The organism is Paraburkholderia sp. RL17-380-BIE-A (assembly GCF_046028085.1).
Classification (GTDB): domain Bacteria; phylum Pseudomonadota; class Gammaproteobacteria; order Burkholderiales; family Burkholderiaceae; genus Paraburkholderia.
This window is the reverse complement of record NZ_JARESQ010000001.1, coordinates 68,215-88,270: the sequence shown is the minus strand read 5'-3', so window position 1 is coordinate 88,270 and position 20,056 is coordinate 68,215. Positions and strand designations below refer to the sequence as shown.

The window sequence follows — 20,056 nt, the reverse complement described above, 5'->3', positions numbered from 1 at the left end:
GTCTCAATGCGTCGCGCCGCCGCGCCGCAAATACCGGTACACCGTATTGCGCGCCAGCCCTAACTCGCGCGCCGCAGCCGACACATTGCCGTCCAGCCGCTCGAGCGTTTGCGCAATCAACGCAGCCTGCCACGCTTCCATCTTGCCGGACGCCGGCTGCCCCGGAGTTTGCGCCGCGGCAACGGCTTCGTCGTCCGAACTTGACCCTGCAAGCGTTACCGGTGCTTGCACGCTTTGCTCTGCCGTAGCGTCGACGCAATCCTGCAAGAAGTCTTCGGGCAAATCGTCGAGCTCGATCTGTTGCGCGCCTTCGGCCATGATGCTCGCGGTGCGCAACACGTTGGCCAGTTGCCGCAGATTGCCCGGCCAGCGGCATTGCGCAAACCGGTCGAGCACCTCGGCTGAGACGCGGCGCGGCAGGCGTTCGCCATCGGGCTGCAAGGCCAGCATGCGCGTGACGAGCGCGTGAAGATCGGTACGCTCGCGCAGCGCGGGCAAAGTCACCACGAGTCCGTTGATCCGGTAATACAGATCTTCGCGGAAGGTGCCGGCTTCGATCATCGCGCGCAGGTTGCGGTGGGTCGCGCAGACGATGCGCAGATCCACCGGAATCGCCCGTGTTCCGCCGAGCGGCACGACGGTGCGCTCCTGCAGCACGCGCATCAGACGCACTTGCTGGGCGAGCGGCATGTCGCCGATTTCGTCGAGGAATAGCGTGCCGCCATCGGCTTGCACGATCTTGCCGACGCTGCCGCGTTTTTTTGCGCCGGTGAACGCGCCGTCTTCGTAACCGAACAACTCCGCTTCGATCAGGGTCTCAGGCAAAGACGCGCAATTCAGTGCGATGAACGGCGCGGCCCGGCGCGGCGAATCGTGATGGATGGCGCGCGCGAGCCACTCCTTGCCGGTGCCGGTCTTGCCGAGCACGAGAATCGGAATATCGCGGCCACGCAGTTTGGCGACGCGCCGCAGGATCGCGGCGACTTGCGCGTCGCCGGTGTCGAGCGTTTCAAGCGTGGCGAGTGGTGCGGGATCCACCGTGCGCGGCGCATGACGCGCTCCGCCGGCGAGCGGCGCGCGCGACCTATCGAGGTCTTCCGACTGTGCGACATAGCGAGGCGTTGCGTATTCGCCGCGCGCCACCACGCGCACGCCGCTCGGCAGCGTCAGCAGAATGGTCTCGCCGGGTGCGCGCGTAATCTGCTGCAACAGCCGCGCGAACGCGATTCCGAACAGCGCGTCGAAGGGTTGCCGTTGAAGCTCGGCCAGCGGCTGCCCGAATTGAAACAGCGCACTGCGGTTGGCCGACAGAAACGTGCCTTCCGGCGTGAACGCCGCGAGCCCCTCGAACAACGTGCCGATGAATTCCGCGCGCGCGTGAAAGTGAACGCGGATCGCGTCGACGAATTGATTGGAGAACAGATGATTTTCGATCATCTGCGCCGACATCCTGACGAGCGCGAGCGTGTGCTTGTGAAAGCCGCGCGTGTCGCCGCTCACGTCGAGCGCGCCGATGGTGCGCCCGAACGGATCGGCAATCGGTGCGCACGAGCAGGTGAGAATGCGGTTGGCGTGCAGGAAGTGTTCTCCCGCATGCACGACAGTGGGCTGTCCGTCGACTAGCGCGGTGCCGATCGCATTGGTGCCGCGATCCGCCTCAGCCCACGAGACGCCCGGACACAACGCGACGCGATTGGCTTTTTCGACGAAGTCGCTATCGCCGAGGCTGTGAAGGATCACGCCATGATTGTCGGTGAGCAGCACCATGCTTTGCGTATCGACAATCTGCGCATGCAGCGTTTCCATGACGGGAAGCGCATGCGTATAAAGCGATTGATTGCGATCGACGAGCTCACGCAACGCGGGCCGGCGCAGCGGATGAAAGTCCGGCGATTCGGACGCGCGCAGCCCGAGTTCGAGCGAGCGGGCGTGCGCCTGCGCGATGACATCGGGCCGGCCCACGGCGGGCGGCGTGGCAGAACGTTGGGTCAAGGCATGTCTCCGGTGAAACGGACACGGCGGGTACGTTGCCCTCCGCTCGATGCCGCAGCGCAACATCTGCGCAGACGGTCGAACACCGATCTTACAGGACGAAACGCGCAGCGCGCGGCAGGGAAAAAACGGAGGCGGCGCACACGTCTCGCCTCAAAAAAACGCGGAGGGCACCAAAATCAGGCAAACCAAAAGGAAAACTTGCGCCGCGCCCGAACTCGTCTAAAGTGAATCAAATCACCTCCGCGGGCCGCGAACTACAGCGTCGCCGCCGCGAGGTGACGAGCCCGCGTCGTCAGCATTGGACAAGGAGGTTGGCGCTAGAGACGCGACCAGTTGCAACCGGCGTGCGCATTACCCGGCTAGACCATGCGCAGCACCTACCTTCCAGGTGAACTCCCATGCAGATCCTTTTCCCGAAAGAAACCCCTGAATATTCAGGTCGCGAACTCACCTTGGCTTTCCCCGCGATGGTCGATGGGCAGAGGGTGGAATGCATGATCACGGCTGAGGCACTGGAAGACCACTTCGGCGCCGCCTCGCCGCGCCTGGAAGACATGGTCGGCGCATTCGACACGCATCGCGCCCGGATCGAAGCCGCCACGCGGCGTTTGCTCTCGGAAACGAGGGCGCAATGTCTCGTGCTCAGAAGCGGCTATGTGCGCTTCTACGAGGCCAACTGGCGCAATTGATCGAGGGCGTTTCCGGCTGACGTTAGGGCCAACGCCGGAAGCAGATCGAAAGCCGCGCAAGAATCAGAAGGTGTGGAAACCCGCGCGGCATTAATCGATCATTCGAAATCGCCTGCACGCCATGCGTGCCGCCGGTATCGGCACGAAACTCGCAAAGCACGAAACACGCAAAGCTCAGAACGCGCCCACGTTGTAGCGCGAGTGGCTGAGTGCGCTCAAACCATTCGCCGCAGCGTGCGATCCTTGAACACCACGTGATGCCCGAGCGCCGCCAATGTGTGCAGGCCGATCACCCAATAAAATGCGTTGCCGAGCCATTCATGCGCGGTCTTGAGCAATGGCCGCGCGACAGGATCGGCGCCGACCAGCGTGTAATTGATATTGAGCCACGCGAGCGTGACAGGATGTCCGCCGGTGTTGATCATCAGAATGCCGAGCAACGGCTGCGCGAAGAAAAAAATGTATAGCGCGAGATGCGTGGCGCGCGCGAGGAATGCGAGCACGCGGTTGCTATCCACTTCGGCGGGCGCGCCGGCCCACAAGCGCCACAGCAAACGCAGAGCGGCGAGCCCCAGCACGAGCGTGCCGCACCAGAAATGCACGCTACTCCAGAACGCGCGACTGTCGCTGCCCTTGGGTCCGCGAATCTCGATTGCCAGGTAGGCCAGCGCGATCAGCAGAAACATAACCCAGTGAAAGAAAATGGCGGGCGGCGTGTAGCGCTCCGAGGTGCGGCTGTAAGACATGAAGGGGGCTCCCGAGACCTGGTCGATCGTTTTTATGAATCATCAGATGATAAACGGTGCCTGACCGGAATGGCACCATCAATAAAATCGTGATCGATCCAGGCGAGAGCGCGCGGCGCGGAGCTTACTCGCTGCCGAGATAGAAATAGCGGAACAGGAAAATGGCCGCGATGATCCACACCACCAGCTTCACCTTGCGCGCCTGGCCGGTGAGCAGTTTCAGGCCCGCATACGAGATGAAGCCGAACGCGACGCCATTGGCAATCGAATAGGTGAACGGCATCAGAAGCGCGGTGAGCGCGGCCGGCACCACCTCGGTGGCGTCGTCCCACGGCAGGTCGAGCATTTCGCGCAGCATCAGGCACGACACGTAGAGCAGCGCCGGCGCCGTCGCGTAGCCGGGCACCACGCCCGCCAGCGGCGCGAAAAAGAGCGCTGCAAGGAACAGCACGGCCACGGTGATGGCGGTCACGCCCGTGCGTCCGCCTGCCTGCACACCCGAAGCGCTTTCGATGTACGCGGTGGTAGACGAGGTGCCCAGCATCGAGCCTGCCAGAATCGCCGTGCTGTCGGCGAGCAGCGCGCGGTTCAGCCGGTGCATCTTGCCTTCCACCAGCAACCCGGCGCGATTGGCGACGCCCATCAGCGTGCCGGTCGCGTCGAACAATTCGACGAGGAAAAACACGAGGATCACGTTCAGCACGCCGCCCGACAGCGCGCCGCGAATGTCGAGTTGAAACAGTGTCGGCGCGATGGACGGCGGCGCCGAGACGATGCCGTGAAACTGGTTGCCGCCGAAGAAAAAGCTGAGCACCGTCACGCCGACAATGCCGATCAGGATCGCGCCGCGCACCCGCAGGTGGTCCAGCGTGACGATCGCGAAGAAGCCGATCACGGCGAGAATCACGTGCGGATTGTGCAGGTCGCCGAGCGTCACGAGCGTGGCCGGATTGCCGACCACCACGCCGGCCGACTTCAATGAAATGATCGCGAGAAAGAGGCCGATACCGCCGGTAATGGCAATGCGTATCGAATGCGGAATGCCGTTGACGATCACTTCGCGCACGCGGAACAGCGTGACGATCATGAACAGGCAGCCGGAGATGAACACCGCGCCGAGCGCGGCCTGCCAGGTGAAGCCCATGCCCTTGACGACGGTGTACGCGAAGTACGCGTTCAGGCCCATGCCCGGCGCGAGCGCGATCGGATAGTTCGCGTACAGACCCATGATCAGCGAGGCGAGCGCCGCGACGATGCAGGTCGCCACAAACACCGAGTCCTTCGGCATGCCGGCGTCGCCGAGAATCGCCGGATTCACGAAGATGATGTAGGCCATCGTGAGGAAGGTGGTCAGGCCAGCGAGCACTTCGGTGCGCAGGTTGGTGCCGGCGGCTTCGAAGCCGAAGTAGCGTTTTATGGAGTCCATGAGGCGGGTCTCTCGTCGTTCAGAAAGCTTTTTTGTGGTTGGAGCGGTGCTTGCGCGGCGTCGCCGCCGGCGTTACGGGCGGATTGTAGTCAGGATTGGCGGCGGCGTGCCGCTTTGTGTGGGCGAGCCGCCGCGTAAAGCTCATGCGATGGGCGGTTCGCCGGGAGACTGTGGGGCCGGCGCATCAGACTGCGGCCGTTGCCGCGCCAGCCAGCGGTCCAGCTCACCCGCGAAGCTTTTGCTGTCGCGCGCGCTGAAGGCGGCCGGGCCGCCGGTATCGACGCCGCTGCTGCGCAACTGGTCGAGCATGGAGCGCATGCGCAGCCGTTCTTCGATCGTGCCGGGCGTGTACCAGTTGCCGCGCGGATCGAGCGCCTGGGCGTTCTTGGCCAGCACGGCGGCGGCGAGCGGGATGTCGGCGGTGATCACGAGGTCGCCCGCGGCGACGCGTTCGGCGATCAGATCGTCAGCGGCGTCGAAACCGGCCGGCACCTGGATTGCGCGGATCAGCGGCGAGGGCGGCACGCGCAGAAACGAATTGGCGACCAGCGTCAGCGTCATGCCGGTGCGGCGCGCGGCACGGTAGAGCATGTCCTTGATCACGACCGGACAGGCGTCGGCGTCAACCCAGATTGGCATGGTTCGGATTCCGGCAGCGGGGTTGTCGAAGGGGCGAGATGATACCTTGCCAGCGCAAAGGGCGGCGCGGCAAGTGAATTTGCGAGGCGGGGAAAGGGGGCGAGGCGTTGACGCGTTGAAGCGTCGAAGCGTCGAAACGTCGAAACGGTAAAGCGGTAAAGCGGTAAAGCGGTAAAGCGGTAAAGCGGTAAAGCGGTAAAGCGGTAAAGCGGTAAAGCGGTAAAAGCACCACAGAACGCAGCAAATCGGGAAGGCATGCGGAGCCAACCTCGCCCACGACCATTGCAGTCGCAGGCGGCGCCGCATGCCGCGGGGTGGCTCGCGCTTACTGTGTCATCGTCGCGCCGGATTGCTGCGCCCGCCGCGCCGCGACGATGCGGCCCGCGCGTTGAGCATTCTGCGGATAGTCGATCCAGTCGAGCGGATCGTAGCCGGCGGCACGCCAGTCGGCCAGATCGGCCCGCACTTCGGCGCGCGTTTTCGGCGCCGACGGGTCGTAAGGCCGCGCCGAAGTCTGCGCAAACGCGGTGCTCATGCTCACGGCAGCCAACAGCGCGCCGAGTCCAACAGTAGAAACGATTTTCATGACGAGCTCCTATGGAGCGGTTAAAAACGACCTCGAGATTTTAGTTTTCACAGGCATTTCGAGTAAGGCGATTGAAGGCAATGCACCATTTCACCCAGTGAACCAAACCGGACTGGGCAAACCTGAGGTTCAGGGCGCCGACGGCTTGCTAAAGCGCTCCAGCACGGCGCTCAGCAGGTCGATCGGCAGCGGGAAGACGATCGTCGAATTCTTGTCGGCGGCAATCGTCGTCAGGGTTTGCAGGTAGCGCAACTGCATGGCCTGGGGCTGGCGCGACAGCGTTTGCGCCGCTTCCAGCAGGTGCTGCGAGGCCTGCAATTCGCCTTCCGCGTGAATCACCTTGGCGCGCCGCTCGCGCTCGGCTTCGGCCTGGCGGGCAATCGCACGGATCATCGTTTCGTTGATATCCACATGCTTGATTTCCACGATCGATACCTTGATGCCCCACGCGTCGGTCTGAGCGTCGAGCACTTTCTGGATATCGGCGTTCAACTGCTCGCGATCGGCCAGCAGTTCGTCGAGTTCGTGTTTGCCGAGCACCGCGCGCAAAGTGGTTTGCGATAACTGGCTGGTCGCCTCGAAGTAACGCGCCACCTGAATCACCGCTTTCTCTGGATCGACCACGCGGAAATACACCACCGCGTTGACCTTCACCGAGACGTTGTCGCGCGTAATCACGTCCTGCGGCGGCACGTCGAACACAACGGTGCGCAGATCCATGCGCACGACCTGCTGCACGATCGGAATGATCAGCACGAGCCCCGGCCCCTTGACCTTCCAGAAGCGCCCGAGCATGAACACGACGCCGCGTTCATATTCCCGAAAAATCCGTATCGACGAAGCAATCAGCGCGGCCACCAGCAGAATCAGAATGCTGCTGAAGCCGAATGTAAAACCGATCATGAAATTTCTCCTTGTTGTCGCACTTCCGTGGGCACCACGGTCAACGTCAGGCCGCGCCGCGCGGTGACGCGCACCGCGTGCCCTGCCGCAACCGGGGCCATGCTGGACACCCGCCAGCGTTCCCCATGCACGCGCGCCCAGCCGGCCAGCGCGCCACCGGCCGCGGGGTCCGCAGCGGCGGTCTCAGGCAGCAGGCCGCCGTCGAGCACCACGCCGACACTGCCGATCAGCGCTTCCGAGCCCGTCACCACCGGCCGGCGCCGCGCGCGCAGCGCGAGTCTCGACACGCCCAGCACGAACAGCACGCTGAAGACGACCACGGCGGCGATCATCGGCAGCGGGATGCCGTAGCCGGGCACGTCGGTGTCGATCAGCATCAGCGCGCCGATCACGAACGCGACCACGCCGCCGAAGCCGAGCGAGCCGAAAGTGGGTAGAAACGCCTCGCCGATCAGGAACGCGATGCCGAGAAAGATCAGACCGAGGCCGACGTAGTTGATCGGCATCATCTGCATGGCGAAGAGGCCGAGCAGCAGGCTGATTGCGCCGACCACGCCGGGCAGCAGGAAGCCCGGATTGGCGAACTCGAAGAACAGGCCGTACATGCCGATCATGAGCAGAATCAGCGCGACGTTGGGATCGGTGATCACGGCGAGGAATTGGCTGCGCCAGTCGGCTTCGAGCGTGACGACCGGCGCGCTGGCCGTGCCGAGCGTGACATTGCCGGCGCTCGTGACGATCGTGCGGCCGTCCACCTGGCGCAGCAGGTCCGGTACGTCGCGCGCATTCAGATCGACGACGTGCTGCGCGAGCGCGTCCGCCGCCGACAGGCTTACGGCTTCGCGCACCGCGCGCTCGGCCCAGTCGGCGTTGCGCCCGCGCATTTGCGCGAGGCCGCGGATATAGGCGGCGGCGTCGTGAACCTGCTTGCGCACTTCGGTCGATTGGGTGTCGAGCGGCAAGGCGCTGGCCGAACCGGTGGGCGCCGAAGCCGAGGGTTGGGACGACCCGCCGGCACCGCCGCCGACGCCGGGCAAACCCGGCGCTCCACCGCCCGCCGGCGGCTCGGCGCCGCCGATGCCCATCTGGATCGGCGTCGCCGCGCCGAGATTGGTGCCCGGCGCCATCGCCGCGATATGGCTCGCATAGACGATGTAAGTGCCGGCGCTCGCCGCACGCGCGCCGCTCGGCGCGATGAAGGTGGCGACCGGCACCGGCGAGGCGAGGATCGCCTTGATGATCTGCCGCATCGACGTATCGAGGCCGCCCGGCGTATCGAGTTGCAGCACGGCGAGTTGCGCGTGCTCGTCGGCGGCGCGCTGCAGGCTGCGCACGATGAAGTCGGCACTCGCCGGACTGATCGCACCATTGACAGGAATGACCACCACGCCGTTGGGCGCGACGGCGGCGCGAAGCGGCACATTCGATTCGCACGACGCGAACCCGATCGCCAATAGCATGCCTAGCACGGTCATGCCGCGCACCAACCGGCCCACGATATCGCCACGGATAAGCGAGAAGCGCGAGCCAGACTGCCGGAACGGGAGACGCGGATACGTGCTCATCGCTGACGGCTGCCGCGCCCGGTCGAAGCGTATCGACTGGCGCGGGCCGATACCCCACAAGAAGGCTGGCCTGCTCCTTACAGCTTAGTCCGATTCCGCCCGGTGCGTGAAATCCGCGCGCGCCGGCCGGTAATCGGTCGGCCGCATGCCGGTCCATTTGCGGAACGCGCGATGAAACGCGCTCGGTTCGGCAAAGCCCACCGAGGTGGCAATGTCGGCGATGGTGCGGTTGGTGTCCTGCAACTCGCCGATCGCGATGTCGCGCCGCAGGTCGTCCTTGATCGACTGGTACGTGTAGCCTTCCTGTTTCAAACGCCGCCGCATGGTGGCCTCGGCCACATGCAGCCGTTCGGCCATCTGATCGGCGGCGGGCCAGCCGGCCATCGGCATGGCGCGCAGCATCCTGCGCACGCGCGCCGCGAGCGAGCCGGGATTGCGATATTTGACGATGAAGCTGCCCGGCGCATCGCGCAGGAAAGGCTTGACCGACTTGGTGGTCTGGATCACGGGGAGTTCCAGAAACACGGGTGCGAGATCGACGTATGACTCGGCCTGGTCGAAGCTCATGTGATCGCAGAACATCAGGCGGTATTCGTGCGCGGCGGGCGGCTCGGCGCAGCGAAAGCGCGCTTCGAGCAACGGAATGCGCCGCCCGACCAGCCAGCACAGCAGGCCGTACACGAGGATAAAGTAGGTCGCATAGGCGAACATGCCCGGCGCTCGCGCAGCGGGGTTCTCCACGAAGCGCAGCCTCACGCGCTGCGCGTCTGTTTCAATCTGCGTGCCGAGATCGTCCAGCACCAGCCGCATGAAGCCGACCGCGCGCGCCAGCGCCTGCGCGCCGTTGCGCGCGGTCAGCGCGGTTTGCGTCATGGCGATGAAGCTGCCGCTTTTCATGCGATGCGAATCCTGGCCGAAGAACTCGTCGTCCAGCGCGCGGGCAATCGCGGCCCACAGCGCGCCGTATTGCGCCGACGATACGCGGCTTTTCGGCGACGCCAGCATCGGCGCCGCGATGCCGGCGGCTTCGGCAAGCGGCAGCGCGTCGAGGCCGCGCGAGCGCGCCAGCGCGAGGGCTTCCTCGACCATGCTGACGGAAATCGTGCCTTTATCGTTTTTCATGCTTGTCCGGCTGATTGGGTCGATCTGGCAAAAGCGCTCAACATTTTGCTTCTGACGCTTCGCCAAGTCCTTGAAATTGCGGGTGCAGTCAACTTCCCATCGTACCAGTATGGCAAATGCGCTCAGTCAGATTGATCGGGCTGAGCATCGAACCTGCACCGTGGCTTGCCTACACTGGGTCCGAACCGATCGCGCACAGACTGCCTTGGGCAACCACCGCGATCAGACGCACAGCACAGGATCGAGCGCTATGGACAGCTTCTACACCGACGAACAACGCATGATCCGCGACGCGGCGCGCGACTTTGCCACCGAGCGGCTCGCCCCGTACGCGGGTCAATGGGACCGCGACGCGCAACTGCCCGCCGAGGTCGTCACGCAAATGGGCGAACTGGGCTTTCTCGGCATGATCGTGCCGGCGGAGTGGGGCGGCTCCTACACCGACTACGTGGCTTACGCGCTCGCGCTCGAAGAGATCGCCGCGGGCTGTGCCGCCTGCGCCACGCTGATGAGCGTGCATAACTCGGTCGGCTGCGGGCCGATCCTCAACTTCGGCACGGACGCGCAAAAAGACCGCTATCTGCAGGACCTGGCGACCGGCCGCCGCATCGGCGCGTTCTGCCTGACCGAGCCGCAGGCAGGCTCCGAGGCGAACAATCTGCGCACCCGCGCCGTGTTGCGCGACGGCAAGTGGATTCTCAACGGCAGCAAGCAGTTCGTGACCAACGGTTCTCGCGCCGACCTCGCGATCGTGTTCGCCGTCACCGATCCCGAGCGCGGCAAGCGTGGCCTGTCGGCCTTCATCGTGCCGACGGACACGCCGGGATTCAACGTCGGCAAGCCCGAACACAAGCTCGGCATTCGCGCCTCCGACACCTGCCCCATCTCGCTCGACGACTGCGCCGTGCCCGAAGCGAACCTGCTCGGCCAGCCGGGCGAGGGCTTGCGCATCGCGCTGTCGAATCTCGAAGGCGGCCGCATCGGCATTGCCGCGCAGGCGGTCGGCATCGCCCGGGCCGCGTTCGATGCCGCGCGTCTCTATGCAAGCGAACGCATCCAGTTCGGCAAGGCGTTAAAGGAGCATCAGACCATCGCCAATATGCTTGCCGACATGGCCACGCGCCTGAACGCCGCGCGCCTGCTCGTGCATCATGCGGCGCGGTTGCGTACGGCGGGCAAGCCGTGTTTGTCGGAGGCTTCGCAGGCGAAGCTGTTCGCGTCGGAACTGGCGGAGGAAATCTGCTCGAATGCCATCCAGATTCACGGCGGGTACGGTTATCTGGAGGACTATGCGGTGGAGCGCCACTATCGCGATGCGCGTATCACGCAGATTTACGAAGGGACGAGTGAAGTGCAACGCATGGTGATTGCGCGCCATGTGTAATTGCGGCGCGATGCGGACGAGCTTGCGTTTGAGCGCAGAATAGCTTGCCCGTCGAGCAGACAGCAGTGCAGGAACGGGACAAAAAAACGGAGCGCATACCGCGCCATCTGGAGACGACGATGACTGCAGCGAAAGGCTTTTTCGAAGCGCGCGATCTGTTACTGCGCCATCGAACCGACTACGACCGCGCCTACAGCGAATTCGCGTGGCCGGCACTGGGCGAGTTCAACTGGGCGCTCGACTACTTCGACGTGATCGCGCGCAATAACGACAATCCCGCGCTGTGGATCGTCGACGATCCGGCCAGCGACGGTCTGCGCCTGTCGTACGCGCAGATGTCGGAGCGTTCGGCGCGCATGGCGAATTTCCTGCGCGGTGTCGGCGTGGGTCGCGGCGACCGTGTGCTGTTGATGCTGCCGAACCGCGTCGAACTCTGGGACGTGATGCTCGCGGCCATGAAGCTCGGCGCAATCGTGCTGCCCGCCACCACCCAGCTTTCCGCCGACGACGTGCGCGACCGCGTGCAGATCGGCGGCGCGAAGTTCGTGGTGGTCGATAGCGCGGAGCTGGCCAAATTCGATACGCTGGAGACGCCGCTCACGCGCCTGTCCGTTGGCACGCCGCGCGACGGCTGGATCGATCTGGCCGCGGCCTATGACGCATCGCCGCAATTCACGCCGCAAGGCGTGACGCAAGCGACCGACCCGATGCTGCTGTACTTCACGTCGGGGACGACCTCGAAACCCAAGCTCGTCGAACACACGCACCAAAGCTACCCGGTCGGCCACCTGTCGACGATGTACTGGATCGGCCTGCAACCGAACGACATCCATTGGAATATCAGCTCGCCGGGCTGGGCCAAGCACGCGTGGAGCTGCTTCTTCGCGCCGTGGAATGCTCAGGCCTGCGTGTTCGTGTTCAACTTCCCACGCTTCGTGCCGAAAGACACGCTGAACGTGCTGGTGCGTTTCAACGTTACCACGCTGTGCGCACCGCCGACCGTGTGGCGCATGCTCGTGCAGGAGCACCTCACCGAGTATCCGGTCAAGCTGCGCGAAATCGTCGGCGCCGGCGAGCCGTTGAATCCCGAGATCATCGAGCGCGTGAAGCATGCGTGGGGCATTACGATTCGCGATGGCTTCGGCCAGACCGAGACTACCTGCCAGATCGGCAACTCACCGGGCCAGCCGGTCGTGCCCGGTTCGATGGGACGTCCGCTGCCGGGCTACAGGATCGCGCTTCTGGATGCCGACGATCAGCCCGTCACCGAAGGCGAAATCGCGTTGCCGCTGGACGAGCGTCCGCTCGGCTTGATGACCGGCTATGCGAACAATGCCAATGCCACCGCGCAGGCTATGCGCAACGGTTTCTACCGCACGTCCGACGTCGCGCTGCGCCGTGACGACGGCTACTACGTCTACGTCGGCCGCGCCGACGATGTGTTCAAGTCGTCCGATTACCGCCTGAGTCCGTTCGAACTCGAGAGCGTGCTGATCGAGCATGAGGCGATCGGCGAAGCCGCCGTGGTGCCGAGCGCCGACGCGCTGCGTCTGTCGGTGCCCAAGGCGTTCGTCACCGTGCGCCATGGCTTCGAAGCCGGGCCCGAACTCGCGCGCGCCGTGTTCGCGTTTTCGCGCGAAAAGCTCGCACCGTACAAGCGGATTCGCCGCCTGCAATTCAGCGAGCTACCCAAGACCATCTCCGGCAAGATCCGCCGCGTCGAATTGCGGCGCCGCGAAATGGAACGCGCGGCCGAGCCCGCGCGCCTGCCCGGCGAGTATTGGGAAGAGGACTTCCCGGATCTGCGTTGATTCTTTTTATTCCCAGTCACTGCCCGGCCGCCTCGCGGCCACTGCACAGGAGTTTCAGCATGAGCGCAACTGCGGCCATTGCCACCGTCAAACTGTTGATCAACGGCGAGTTCGTCGAATCGAAGACCACCGAATGGCGCGACATCGTCAACCCCGCCACGCAGGAGGTGCTGGCGCGCGTACCGTTCGCCACCGCCGATGAGGTCAACGAAGCGATCCGTTCCGCCCACACCGCCTTCAAGACCTGGAAGAACACGCCGATCGGCGCGCGCATGCGCATCATGCTGAAGTACCAGGCGCTGATACGCGAGCATATGCCGCGTATCGCCAAGACCCTGAGCGCCGAGCAGGGCAAGACGATTCCCGACGCCGAAGGGGATATCTTCCGAGGCCTCGAAGTGGTCGAGCATGCGTGTTCGATCGGCACGCTGCAGCAGGGCGAATTCGCAGAGAACGTGGCGGGCGGCGTGGACACCTACACGTTGCGTCAGCCGATCGGCGTGTGCGCGGGCATTACGCCGTTCAATTTCCCGGCGATGATCCCGCTGTGGATGTTCCCGATGGCGATCGTGTGCGGCAATACGTTCGTGCTGAAGCCCTCGGAGCAGGATCCGCTCTCGACCATGCAACTGGTCGAACTCGCGCTCGAAGCCGGCGTGCCGAAGGGCGTGCTGAACGTGGTGCATGGCGGCAAGGACGTGGTCGACGCGCTCTGCACGCACGAACTCATCAAGGCTATTTCGTTCGTGGGCTCGACGGCCGTGGGCACGCATGTGTACCGCCTCGGCAGCGAGCATGGCAAGCGCGTTCAATCGATGATGGGCGCGAAAAATCACGCGGTCGTGCTGCCCGACGCGAACCGCGAGCAAACGCTGAATGCACTGGCCGGCGCGGGATTCGGCGCAGCCGGACAGCGTTGCATGGCGACCTCGGTGGTCGTGCTGGTCGGCGCCGCGCAGCAATGGCTGCCGGACCTGGTGGCGAAGGCGAAGACGCTGAAGGTCAACGCGGGCAACGAACCGAACACGGACATCGGCCCGGTAGTCTCGCGCGCCGCGAAGCAACGCATTCTCGGCTTGATCGAAACGGGCGTGAAAGAAGGCGCCACGTTGGCGCTGGATGGCCGCGACGTGAAAGTGCCGGGCTACGAGCAAGGCAACTTTATCGGCCCGACGGTCTTCACCGACGTCACGACCGGGATGGAAATTTACCGCCAGGAAATCTTCGGGCCGGTGCTCGTGGTGCTGAACGTCGCGACGCTCGACGACGCGATCGAACTCGTCAATCGCAATCCGTTCGGCAACGGCGTGGGCCTTTTCACGCAGAGCGGCGCGGCGGCGCGCAAGTTCCAGAGCGAGATCGATATCGGCCAGGTCGGCATCAACATTCCGATTCCGGTGCCGGTGCCGTCCTTCAGCTTTACCGGCTCGCGTGGCTCGAAGCTCGGCGATCTCGGCCCCTACGGCAAACAGGTCGTGCAGTTCTACACGCAGACCAAGACCGTCACCGCCCGCTGGTTCGACGACGACACCGTGAACGACGGCGTCAATACGACCATCAGCCTGCGCTAAGCGCGTCCCGAGCGAGCGGACACACGGAGAACGACATCATGAAAATAGGCTTTATCGGACTCGGCAACATGGGCGCGCCGATGGCGTACAACCTGCTCAAGGCGGGCCACGCGGTCAATGTGTTCGACCTCAGCGCGCAAGCCGTGCAGGCACTCGTCGATGCAGGCGCGAAAGCCGCCGCTTCGCCGAAAGCGGCCGTCACCGACGTGGAATGCGTGATCACCATGCTGCCCGCCGCTGCGCACGTGCGCAGCGTGCTGACGGCCGACAACGGCATCTTCGCAGGCATTGCCAGCGGCGTGACCATCATCGATTCGAGCACGATCGACCCCGTGAGCGTCAAGGCGTTCGCCGAACTCGCGCAGCAGCACGGAAACCGCTTTGTCGATGCGCCCGTCTCGGGTGGCACCGGCGGCGCGGCGGCGGGCACGCTGACCTTCATGGTCGGCGGCAGCGCGAGCGCGTTCGAGCAGGTCAAGCCGGTGCTCTCGGCAATGGGCAAGAACATCGTGCATTGCGGCGATACCGGCACCGGCCAGGTCGCGAAGATCTGCAACAACCTGGTGCTCGGCATCACGATGGCGGGCGTGGCCGAGGCCATGTCGCTCGGCGAGGCGCTCGGCATCGACGCGAAAGTGCTGGGCGGCATCATCAATACGTCGACGGGACGCTGCTGGAGTTCGGATACCTACAACCCGATGCCCGGCGTGATCGAGACGGCGCCGTCCACCCGTGGTTATACCGGCGGCTTCGGCACGGATCTGATGCTCAAAGATCTGGGCCTCGCCACCGACGCCGCGAAAGCCGCGCGTCAGCCGGTCTATCTCGGCGCATTGGCGCAACAGCTTTATCAGACGATGAGCACGAAAGGCGCGGGACGCCTCGACTTTTCGGCGGTCATCAAGCTCTATCGTCAGGATGGCAAGGACGGAGGCGCGTCATGATCGAACTGGACTACTTGCACGACGGCGCCGTCGCCCAACTCACGCTCAAGCGGCCGCCCGCCAACGCGTTCACGCCCGAGGGTTTGTTGCAACTGCAACAGACGGTCGAACGCCTGAACGGAGAAGCGCGTGTGCGGGCGATCGTGATTACCGGCGACGGCCCCAAGTTCTTCAGCGCGGGCGCCGATTTGAACACGTTCGCCGACGGCAATCGCGAAGTCGCACGCACGGCGGCGGCGCGCTTTGGCGCGGCGTTCGAAACCTTGCAGAACGCGCGGCCTGTGGTGATCGCGGCGATCAACGGCTATGCGATGGGCGGCGGGCTCGAATGCGCGCTGGCGTGCGATATCCGCATTGCGGAACAGCATGCGTTGCTGGCGTTGCCCGAGACCGCGGTCGGCTTGCTGCCGTGTGGTTGCGGCACGCAGACGCTGCCATGGCTGGTCGGCGAAGGCTGGGCCAAGCGGATGATTCTGACCGGCGAGCGCGTCGACGCAACGACGGCGTTGCGCATCGGTCTCGTCGAAGAGGTGGTGGAGAAGGGCGCGGCGCGCGAGGCCGCGCTGACCATGGCCGCGCGTGTCGCCACGTTGAGCCCGCAGGCGGTCGGCTTCAGCAAGACGCTGATTCATCAGGCCCGCAACGGCGTGCCACGCACGGCGGCGCTGGCGCTGGAGCGCGAGCGCTTCGTCGACCTGTTCGACGGCGCCGATCAGCGCGAAGGCGTCAATGCGTTCCTCGAAAAGCGCGCGCCACGCTGGCAGGTGACGCAGGCCACACAGGCCACGCAGGCCGATCAGGAGACGCGTTGATGAGCGCCTTGCAAAGCGTGGCACCCGATACGAGTCTCGAAGTGGAGCGCGAGATTCTGTTTCGCGTCGTCAACCGTGTGGCGATCGTCACGCTGAACCGGCCGGCCGCGCTCAACGCGCTTTCGCACGCCATGGTGCGCGAGCTCGCCGTGCTGGTCGAACATTGCCGCACCGACGACGGCATCGTCGCGCTCGTGCTGAAAGGCGCGGGCACCAAAGGCTTCTGCGCCGGCGGCGACGTGCGCGAAGTGCAGCGGCTCGCGAAGAACGGCGACAGCCGCTGGCTCGCGTTCTTCGTCGATGAATACCGGCTCGACTACGCGCTGCACACGTTTCCGAAGCCGGTGGTCGCGCTGCTCGATGGCATTGCGATGGGCGGTGGTATGGGGCTCGGGCAGGCGGCGCGGCTGCGCATCGTGACCGAGCGCAGCAAGATCGCCATGCCGGAGACGCGCATCGGCTTTCTGCCGGACGTCGGCGCGACGCGCTTTCTGAGCGTGATGCCGGCGGAACTCGAGTTGTATGTCGGGCTGACTGGCGCGACCTTGTCCGGTGCCGATGCGTTGCGCCTGCAACTGGCGGATCTGTGCGTGCCGGCCGAATGGCTCGCGAGCTTTGAAGAGCGTTTGCAGCGCATGTCGTTGGAAGGCGACCTGATGGCCGCCTTGCGCGGCGTGTTCGAGCCGCCGTGCAACATTGTTCCGCACGCGGCATTGGGGCCGTTTACGCAACTGATCCTGCGGCACTTCGATCGGCGCTCGAGTATCGAACGGATGGTCGCAACGGTGCGCCACGACCTGGAGCGCGAGCCGCCGCGCGAGGTGAAGCAATGGTTGCAGTCCACGTACGACGCACTGACCGGCCATTCGCCCACCATGCTTTACGTTACCCGCGAGGCGCTTTTGCGCGGCCGGCAGATGACTTTGGCGGAGTGCTTCCGCATGGAGTTGGGCATTGTTAAACGCGTGATCGAGGAGGGCGACTTCTGCGAGGGCGTGCGAGCCCAGTTGATCGACAAGGATCGCAAGGCCCGCTGGGCTCCCTCCGCGCTCGCCGAAGTGCGGCCCGAACGCGTCAGGCACTTCCTTGCTTCGCCGTGGAAGCGGGAGTCGCATCCGCTCGCCGCGTTGGGCGGAGAGCAGGGCTGAAGAAAGGCGTGCGCTAGCGCGGCATGCCGTGCCGTGCTGGCGCACCGCCGCGTCACTGCATAGCCGCCAACAGACACAGCGCGCCGATGGTGGTCAGCAACGCGCGCATGCGCAGATACCAGGTCGGCAGCGCATCGATTCGCCAGAGCGCCAGATCGACCAGCAGACAGGTCGCGAGCAGCGCCGCCATGCCAGGAAACGCGTAGCGCGTGCCGATTGCCAGCAGCGCCCATGCGGCGATGGCCGGCAGGACACTCCAACTCAGCGCCATTCCCGAATGCGGTGGCGGATCGGCTGCCGCCAGCCAGATTCCCCAATGCACCGCGCCCACGAACGACACAATGCACGCGCCGTACGCCAGCATGGCGTGGCGCAAAAAGTCCTCGTGCGCGCCGACTGTATTGACCAGCACGGCCAGTGCGACAAAGGGAATCGCGCCTGCCAGGCCGAGCGTGATCGGCAGCGCCGGCGATCTCGTAGCGGATGGCGTCATGCTCCTACCTCTCCACCGATATTGCGTCAGTTTGACTCGTTTGAGTTCTAATAATAGGCCATATCGGATACAAATCGAAACGAAAAAATGAGTCAAAATGATGGTGTGAAACGGTAAATTCACACTATTTGAAACGATAATCGGTTTTGCCCGGGTTTTGCATGTGCTGGCGCTTGCCGCCGGCGCAGTTCGTTTCGACGCGCCCGAAGTCCGGCAATCGAAGCCTCCCGCTGTCGCCTCGCCGCCTGCACCTGGTGCGCATGCACCAGTCCGCCTGGTGCATTGGCGATTGGCGCTCTGCCGCGATTTCGGCGATTCTCCGTGCTGGACAGGCTTTCGCGCGCGCCGCTCGCGCTCATCACCCACAATGACGACAACACACTCCGCTGCACCCTTTACCGTGGTGCAATCCAACGATCCGGACGACGCTCCGCCCGCCGACGACAAGGTGCTGCGTTCGCAGACCGACCGTCGCCAGTTGCAGCAGATCATCACCGGGCTGACCGAGGGCGTGATTCTCGTCGAGCCGGACCAGACGATCGTCTGGGCGAATCAGGCCGCGCTCGACATGCACGGCATCGCCGAAGTCGCGCAACTGGGCGCCGACGTCACCGAATACCGCGAGCGCTTTCGTCTGCGCTATCGCAACAACCATCCGCTGCCGGAAGGCAGTTACCCGATCGAACGCGTGGTCGCGGGCGAGTGCTTCAGCGACGTGGTGGTCGAAGTCTTCCCGGCGCACGACGACGAGGTGAACTGGGTGCATCGCGTGCGCAGCCTCGTGCTGACCAACGCGCGCGGCGAGCCCGACTGTCTCGCGCTGATCCTGCACGACGCCAGCGAATGGGCGAGCGCCGAGAAGCGTTTCGAGAAGACCTTCAACGCCAATCCCGCGCCGGCCGTGATCTGCCGCCTGAGCGACCAGCGTTATATCAAGGTCAATCAGGGCTTTCTCGAGATGACCGGCTATGTGCGCGAGGACGTGATCGGCCGCTCGGTGTACGAGCTCGACGTGTTCGAAGGCGCCGAGCGGCGCGAACTTGCGATCGAACGGCTGAGCGAAGGCGCGACCATTCCGCAGATGGAAGCCTTGCTGCGCTTGCCTGAAGGCGGCACGAAATTCGTGGTGGTGGCCGGTCAGCCGATCGATATCGGTGAAGAGGCCTGCATGCTGTTCACCTTCATGGATCTGGAGCCGCGCAAACGCGCCGAGAGCGCGTTGCGCCAGAGCGAGGAGCGCTTCGAGAAGTCGTTCAGGATGACGCCCGTGTCCACCGCGCTCTTCGCGGCCGACGACTACACCACGCTCGATATCAACGATGCCTTCACCGCGACCACCGGCTTCACACCCGAGGAGTTGCTGGGCAAACCGCTCGATCAGAGCCGCCTGTGGACCGACGACGCCTGCGCGCGGATCCGCGCGGCGCTGGAGGAGAGCGGCAGCCTGCGCAACATGGAGTTTCTCGTGAACAGCCATGCCGGCGAAGCGCTGAATTGCCTCGTTTCCGCCGAGGCGGTCAGCATCCACGGCAAGGACTGCGTGTTGATGACCTTGCTCGACATTACCGATCGCAAGCGCTCCGAAATGGAGCTGGTGACAGCGATCGAAACCGTCATGCAGGACGCCTCGTGGTTCAGCCAGACGCTGATCGAAAAGCTGGTCAACGTGCGGCGCGCAAACGCGCCCGACGCGGGCGGCCATCTCGCCGATCTGACCGCGCGCGAGCGCGACGTGTTCGCCTGCTTGTGCGGCGGCCTCGCCGACAAGGAGATCGCCCGCGAACTCGGGCTGGCGCCAAACACGGTGCGCAATCACGTCGCCACGATCTACGCGAAGCTCGACGTGCACAGTCGTGCCGAGGCAATCGTGTGGGCGCGCGCGCGCGGCCATTTCGGCCTCGAACCCGGCAGCGCGCCGCGCCGCAAAGGACCGAAACCGGCATGAGCGCGAGGTCGTCCTGGGGATCCGCCGACCGGCGAGGGCGGCCGGGAACGAACCGTGCTAATGAAGTCCGGCTGGCCGGAAGCGCGCGACGCGAAGCAAGGCGTCGTTCCGCGAATGGATGCATGCCGGGACGCGTTCAAATGCACCAGGCGATCACGTGCATTCGCGACTGTCGGCAGGCGGGCTGAGCCGGGACAATGCAATCCTGGGTCGAGTGCCAGGTGTAAAAGCGGTCACGCTTTCCCACCTATGGTGAGCTCGGCGTCTTCTGTGCAAC

General features: G+C 64.7%; 17 protein-coding genes. 8 read left to right on the top strand and 9 right to left on the bottom strand.

The annotated features are described in order from the left end of the window. Positions 1–3 precede the first annotated feature (3 nt). A complete protein-coding gene (locus P0D68_RS00410) occupies positions 4–1,992 on the bottom strand; it encodes a sigma-54-dependent Fis family transcriptional regulator (protein WP_408295392.1) in 1,989 nt (662 codons plus the stop codon). A gap of 401 nt (positions 1,993–2,393) precedes the next feature. Here P0D68_RS00410 and P0D68_RS00405 point away from each other — a divergent pair, with 401 nt between their 5' ends. After that, entirely contained in the window at positions 2,394–2,684 is a 291-nt protein-coding gene (locus P0D68_RS00405; protein WP_091807746.1) for a DUF1488 family protein, read from the top strand. A 215-nt stretch (positions 2,685–2,899) separates the two neighbouring features. Here P0D68_RS00405 and P0D68_RS00400 read toward each other — a convergent pair whose 3' ends face one another. The 7 genes from P0D68_RS00400 to P0D68_RS00370 all read right to left on the bottom strand — a co-directional run bounded on the left by P0D68_RS00400 (position 2,900) and on the right by P0D68_RS00370 (position 9,671). Beyond that, positions 2,900–3,430: a cytochrome b gene (locus P0D68_RS00400; protein WP_408295388.1), complete on the bottom strand. Its 531-nt coding sequence runs from the start codon at positions 3,428–3,430 to the stop codon at positions 2,900–2,902. A 124-nt stretch (positions 3,431–3,554) separates the two neighbouring features. Further along, positions 3,555–4,856 carry an NCS2 family permease gene (locus tag P0D68_RS00395; protein WP_091807750.1) on the bottom strand — a complete coding sequence of 434 codons (1,302 nt, stop codon included), beginning with the start codon at positions 4,854–4,856 and terminating at the stop codon, positions 3,555–3,557. A gap of 141 nt (positions 4,857–4,997) precedes the next feature. Continuing rightward, positions 4,998–5,495, bottom strand: coding sequence for a YaiI/YqxD family protein (locus P0D68_RS00390; protein WP_091807752.1), 498 nt, complete (start codon positions 5,493–5,495; stop codon positions 4,998–5,000). A 325-nt stretch (positions 5,496–5,820) separates the two neighbouring features. After that, on the bottom strand, positions 5,821–6,081 hold the full coding sequence (locus tag P0D68_RS00385; protein WP_408184126.1) for a DUF4148 domain-containing protein: 261 nt from the start codon (positions 6,079–6,081) through the stop codon (positions 5,821–5,823). A gap of 129 nt (positions 6,082–6,210) precedes the next feature. After that, positions 6,211–6,984 carry a slipin family protein gene (locus tag P0D68_RS00380; protein WP_408184125.1) on the bottom strand — a complete coding sequence of 258 codons (774 nt, stop codon included), beginning with the start codon at positions 6,982–6,984 and terminating at the stop codon, positions 6,211–6,213. Then, a complete protein-coding gene (locus P0D68_RS00375; protein ID WP_408295383.1) occupies positions 6,981–8,549 on the bottom strand; it encodes an NfeD family protein in 1,569 nt (522 codons plus the stop codon). The genes P0D68_RS00380 and P0D68_RS00375 overlap by 4 nt, the downstream gene beginning before the upstream one ends. Before the next feature lie 84 nt (positions 8,550–8,633). Continuing rightward, positions 8,634–9,671, bottom strand: coding sequence for an AraC family transcriptional regulator (locus tag P0D68_RS00370; protein ID WP_408467969.1), 1,038 nt, complete (start codon positions 9,669–9,671; stop codon positions 8,634–8,636). A gap of 250 nt (positions 9,672–9,921) precedes the next feature. Between P0D68_RS00370 and P0D68_RS00365 the strand changes: the two genes are divergently transcribed. The 6 genes from P0D68_RS00365 (at position 9,922) to P0D68_RS00340 (ending at position 17,341) form a co-directional block, all read left to right on the top strand. Further along, positions 9,922–11,055: an acyl-CoA dehydrogenase gene (locus tag P0D68_RS00365; protein ID WP_408295377.1), complete on the top strand. Its 1,134-nt coding sequence runs from the start codon at positions 9,922–9,924 to the stop codon at positions 11,053–11,055. 119 nt (positions 11,056–11,174) lie between these two features. Continuing rightward, positions 11,175–12,866: an AMP-binding protein gene (locus P0D68_RS00360; protein WP_408295374.1), complete on the top strand. Its 1,692-nt coding sequence runs from the start codon at positions 11,175–11,177 to the stop codon at positions 12,864–12,866. Positions 12,867–12,925: 59 nt separating this feature from the next. Further along, on the top strand, positions 12,926–14,437 hold the full coding sequence (locus P0D68_RS00355) for a CoA-acylating methylmalonate-semialdehyde dehydrogenase (RefSeq protein WP_408184121.1): 1,512 nt from the start codon (positions 12,926–12,928) through the stop codon (positions 14,435–14,437). Positions 14,438–14,475: 38 nt separating this feature from the next. Next, a complete protein-coding gene (gene mmsB / locus P0D68_RS00350; RefSeq protein ID WP_408295370.1) occupies positions 14,476–15,381 on the top strand; it encodes a 3-hydroxyisobutyrate dehydrogenase in 906 nt (301 codons plus the stop codon). Continuing rightward, positions 15,378–16,193 carry an enoyl-CoA hydratase gene (locus P0D68_RS00345; protein WP_408295367.1) on the top strand — a complete coding sequence of 272 codons (816 nt, stop codon included), beginning with the start codon at positions 15,378–15,380 and terminating at the stop codon, positions 16,191–16,193. The genes mmsB and P0D68_RS00345 overlap by 4 nt, the downstream gene beginning before the upstream one ends. Continuing rightward, positions 16,193–17,341, top strand: a complete 1,149-nt coding sequence (locus P0D68_RS00340) for an enoyl-CoA hydratase/isomerase family protein (protein ID WP_408295364.1) — start codon at positions 16,193–16,195, stop codon at positions 17,339–17,341. The genes P0D68_RS00345 and P0D68_RS00340 overlap by 1 nt, the downstream gene beginning before the upstream one ends. A 52-nt stretch (positions 17,342–17,393) precedes the next feature. Here P0D68_RS00340 and P0D68_RS00335 read toward each other — a convergent pair whose 3' ends face one another. Then, on the bottom strand, positions 17,394–17,834 hold the full coding sequence (locus tag P0D68_RS00335) for a DUF3429 domain-containing protein (protein ID WP_091807774.1): 441 nt from the start codon (positions 17,832–17,834) through the stop codon (positions 17,394–17,396). A 367-nt stretch (positions 17,835–18,201) separates the two neighbouring features. Between P0D68_RS00335 and P0D68_RS00330 the strand changes: the two genes are divergently transcribed. Then, entirely contained in the window at positions 18,202–19,779 is a 1,578-nt protein-coding gene (locus P0D68_RS00330; protein ID WP_408295361.1) for a PAS domain S-box protein, read from the top strand. Positions 19,780–20,056 lie beyond the last annotated feature (277 nt).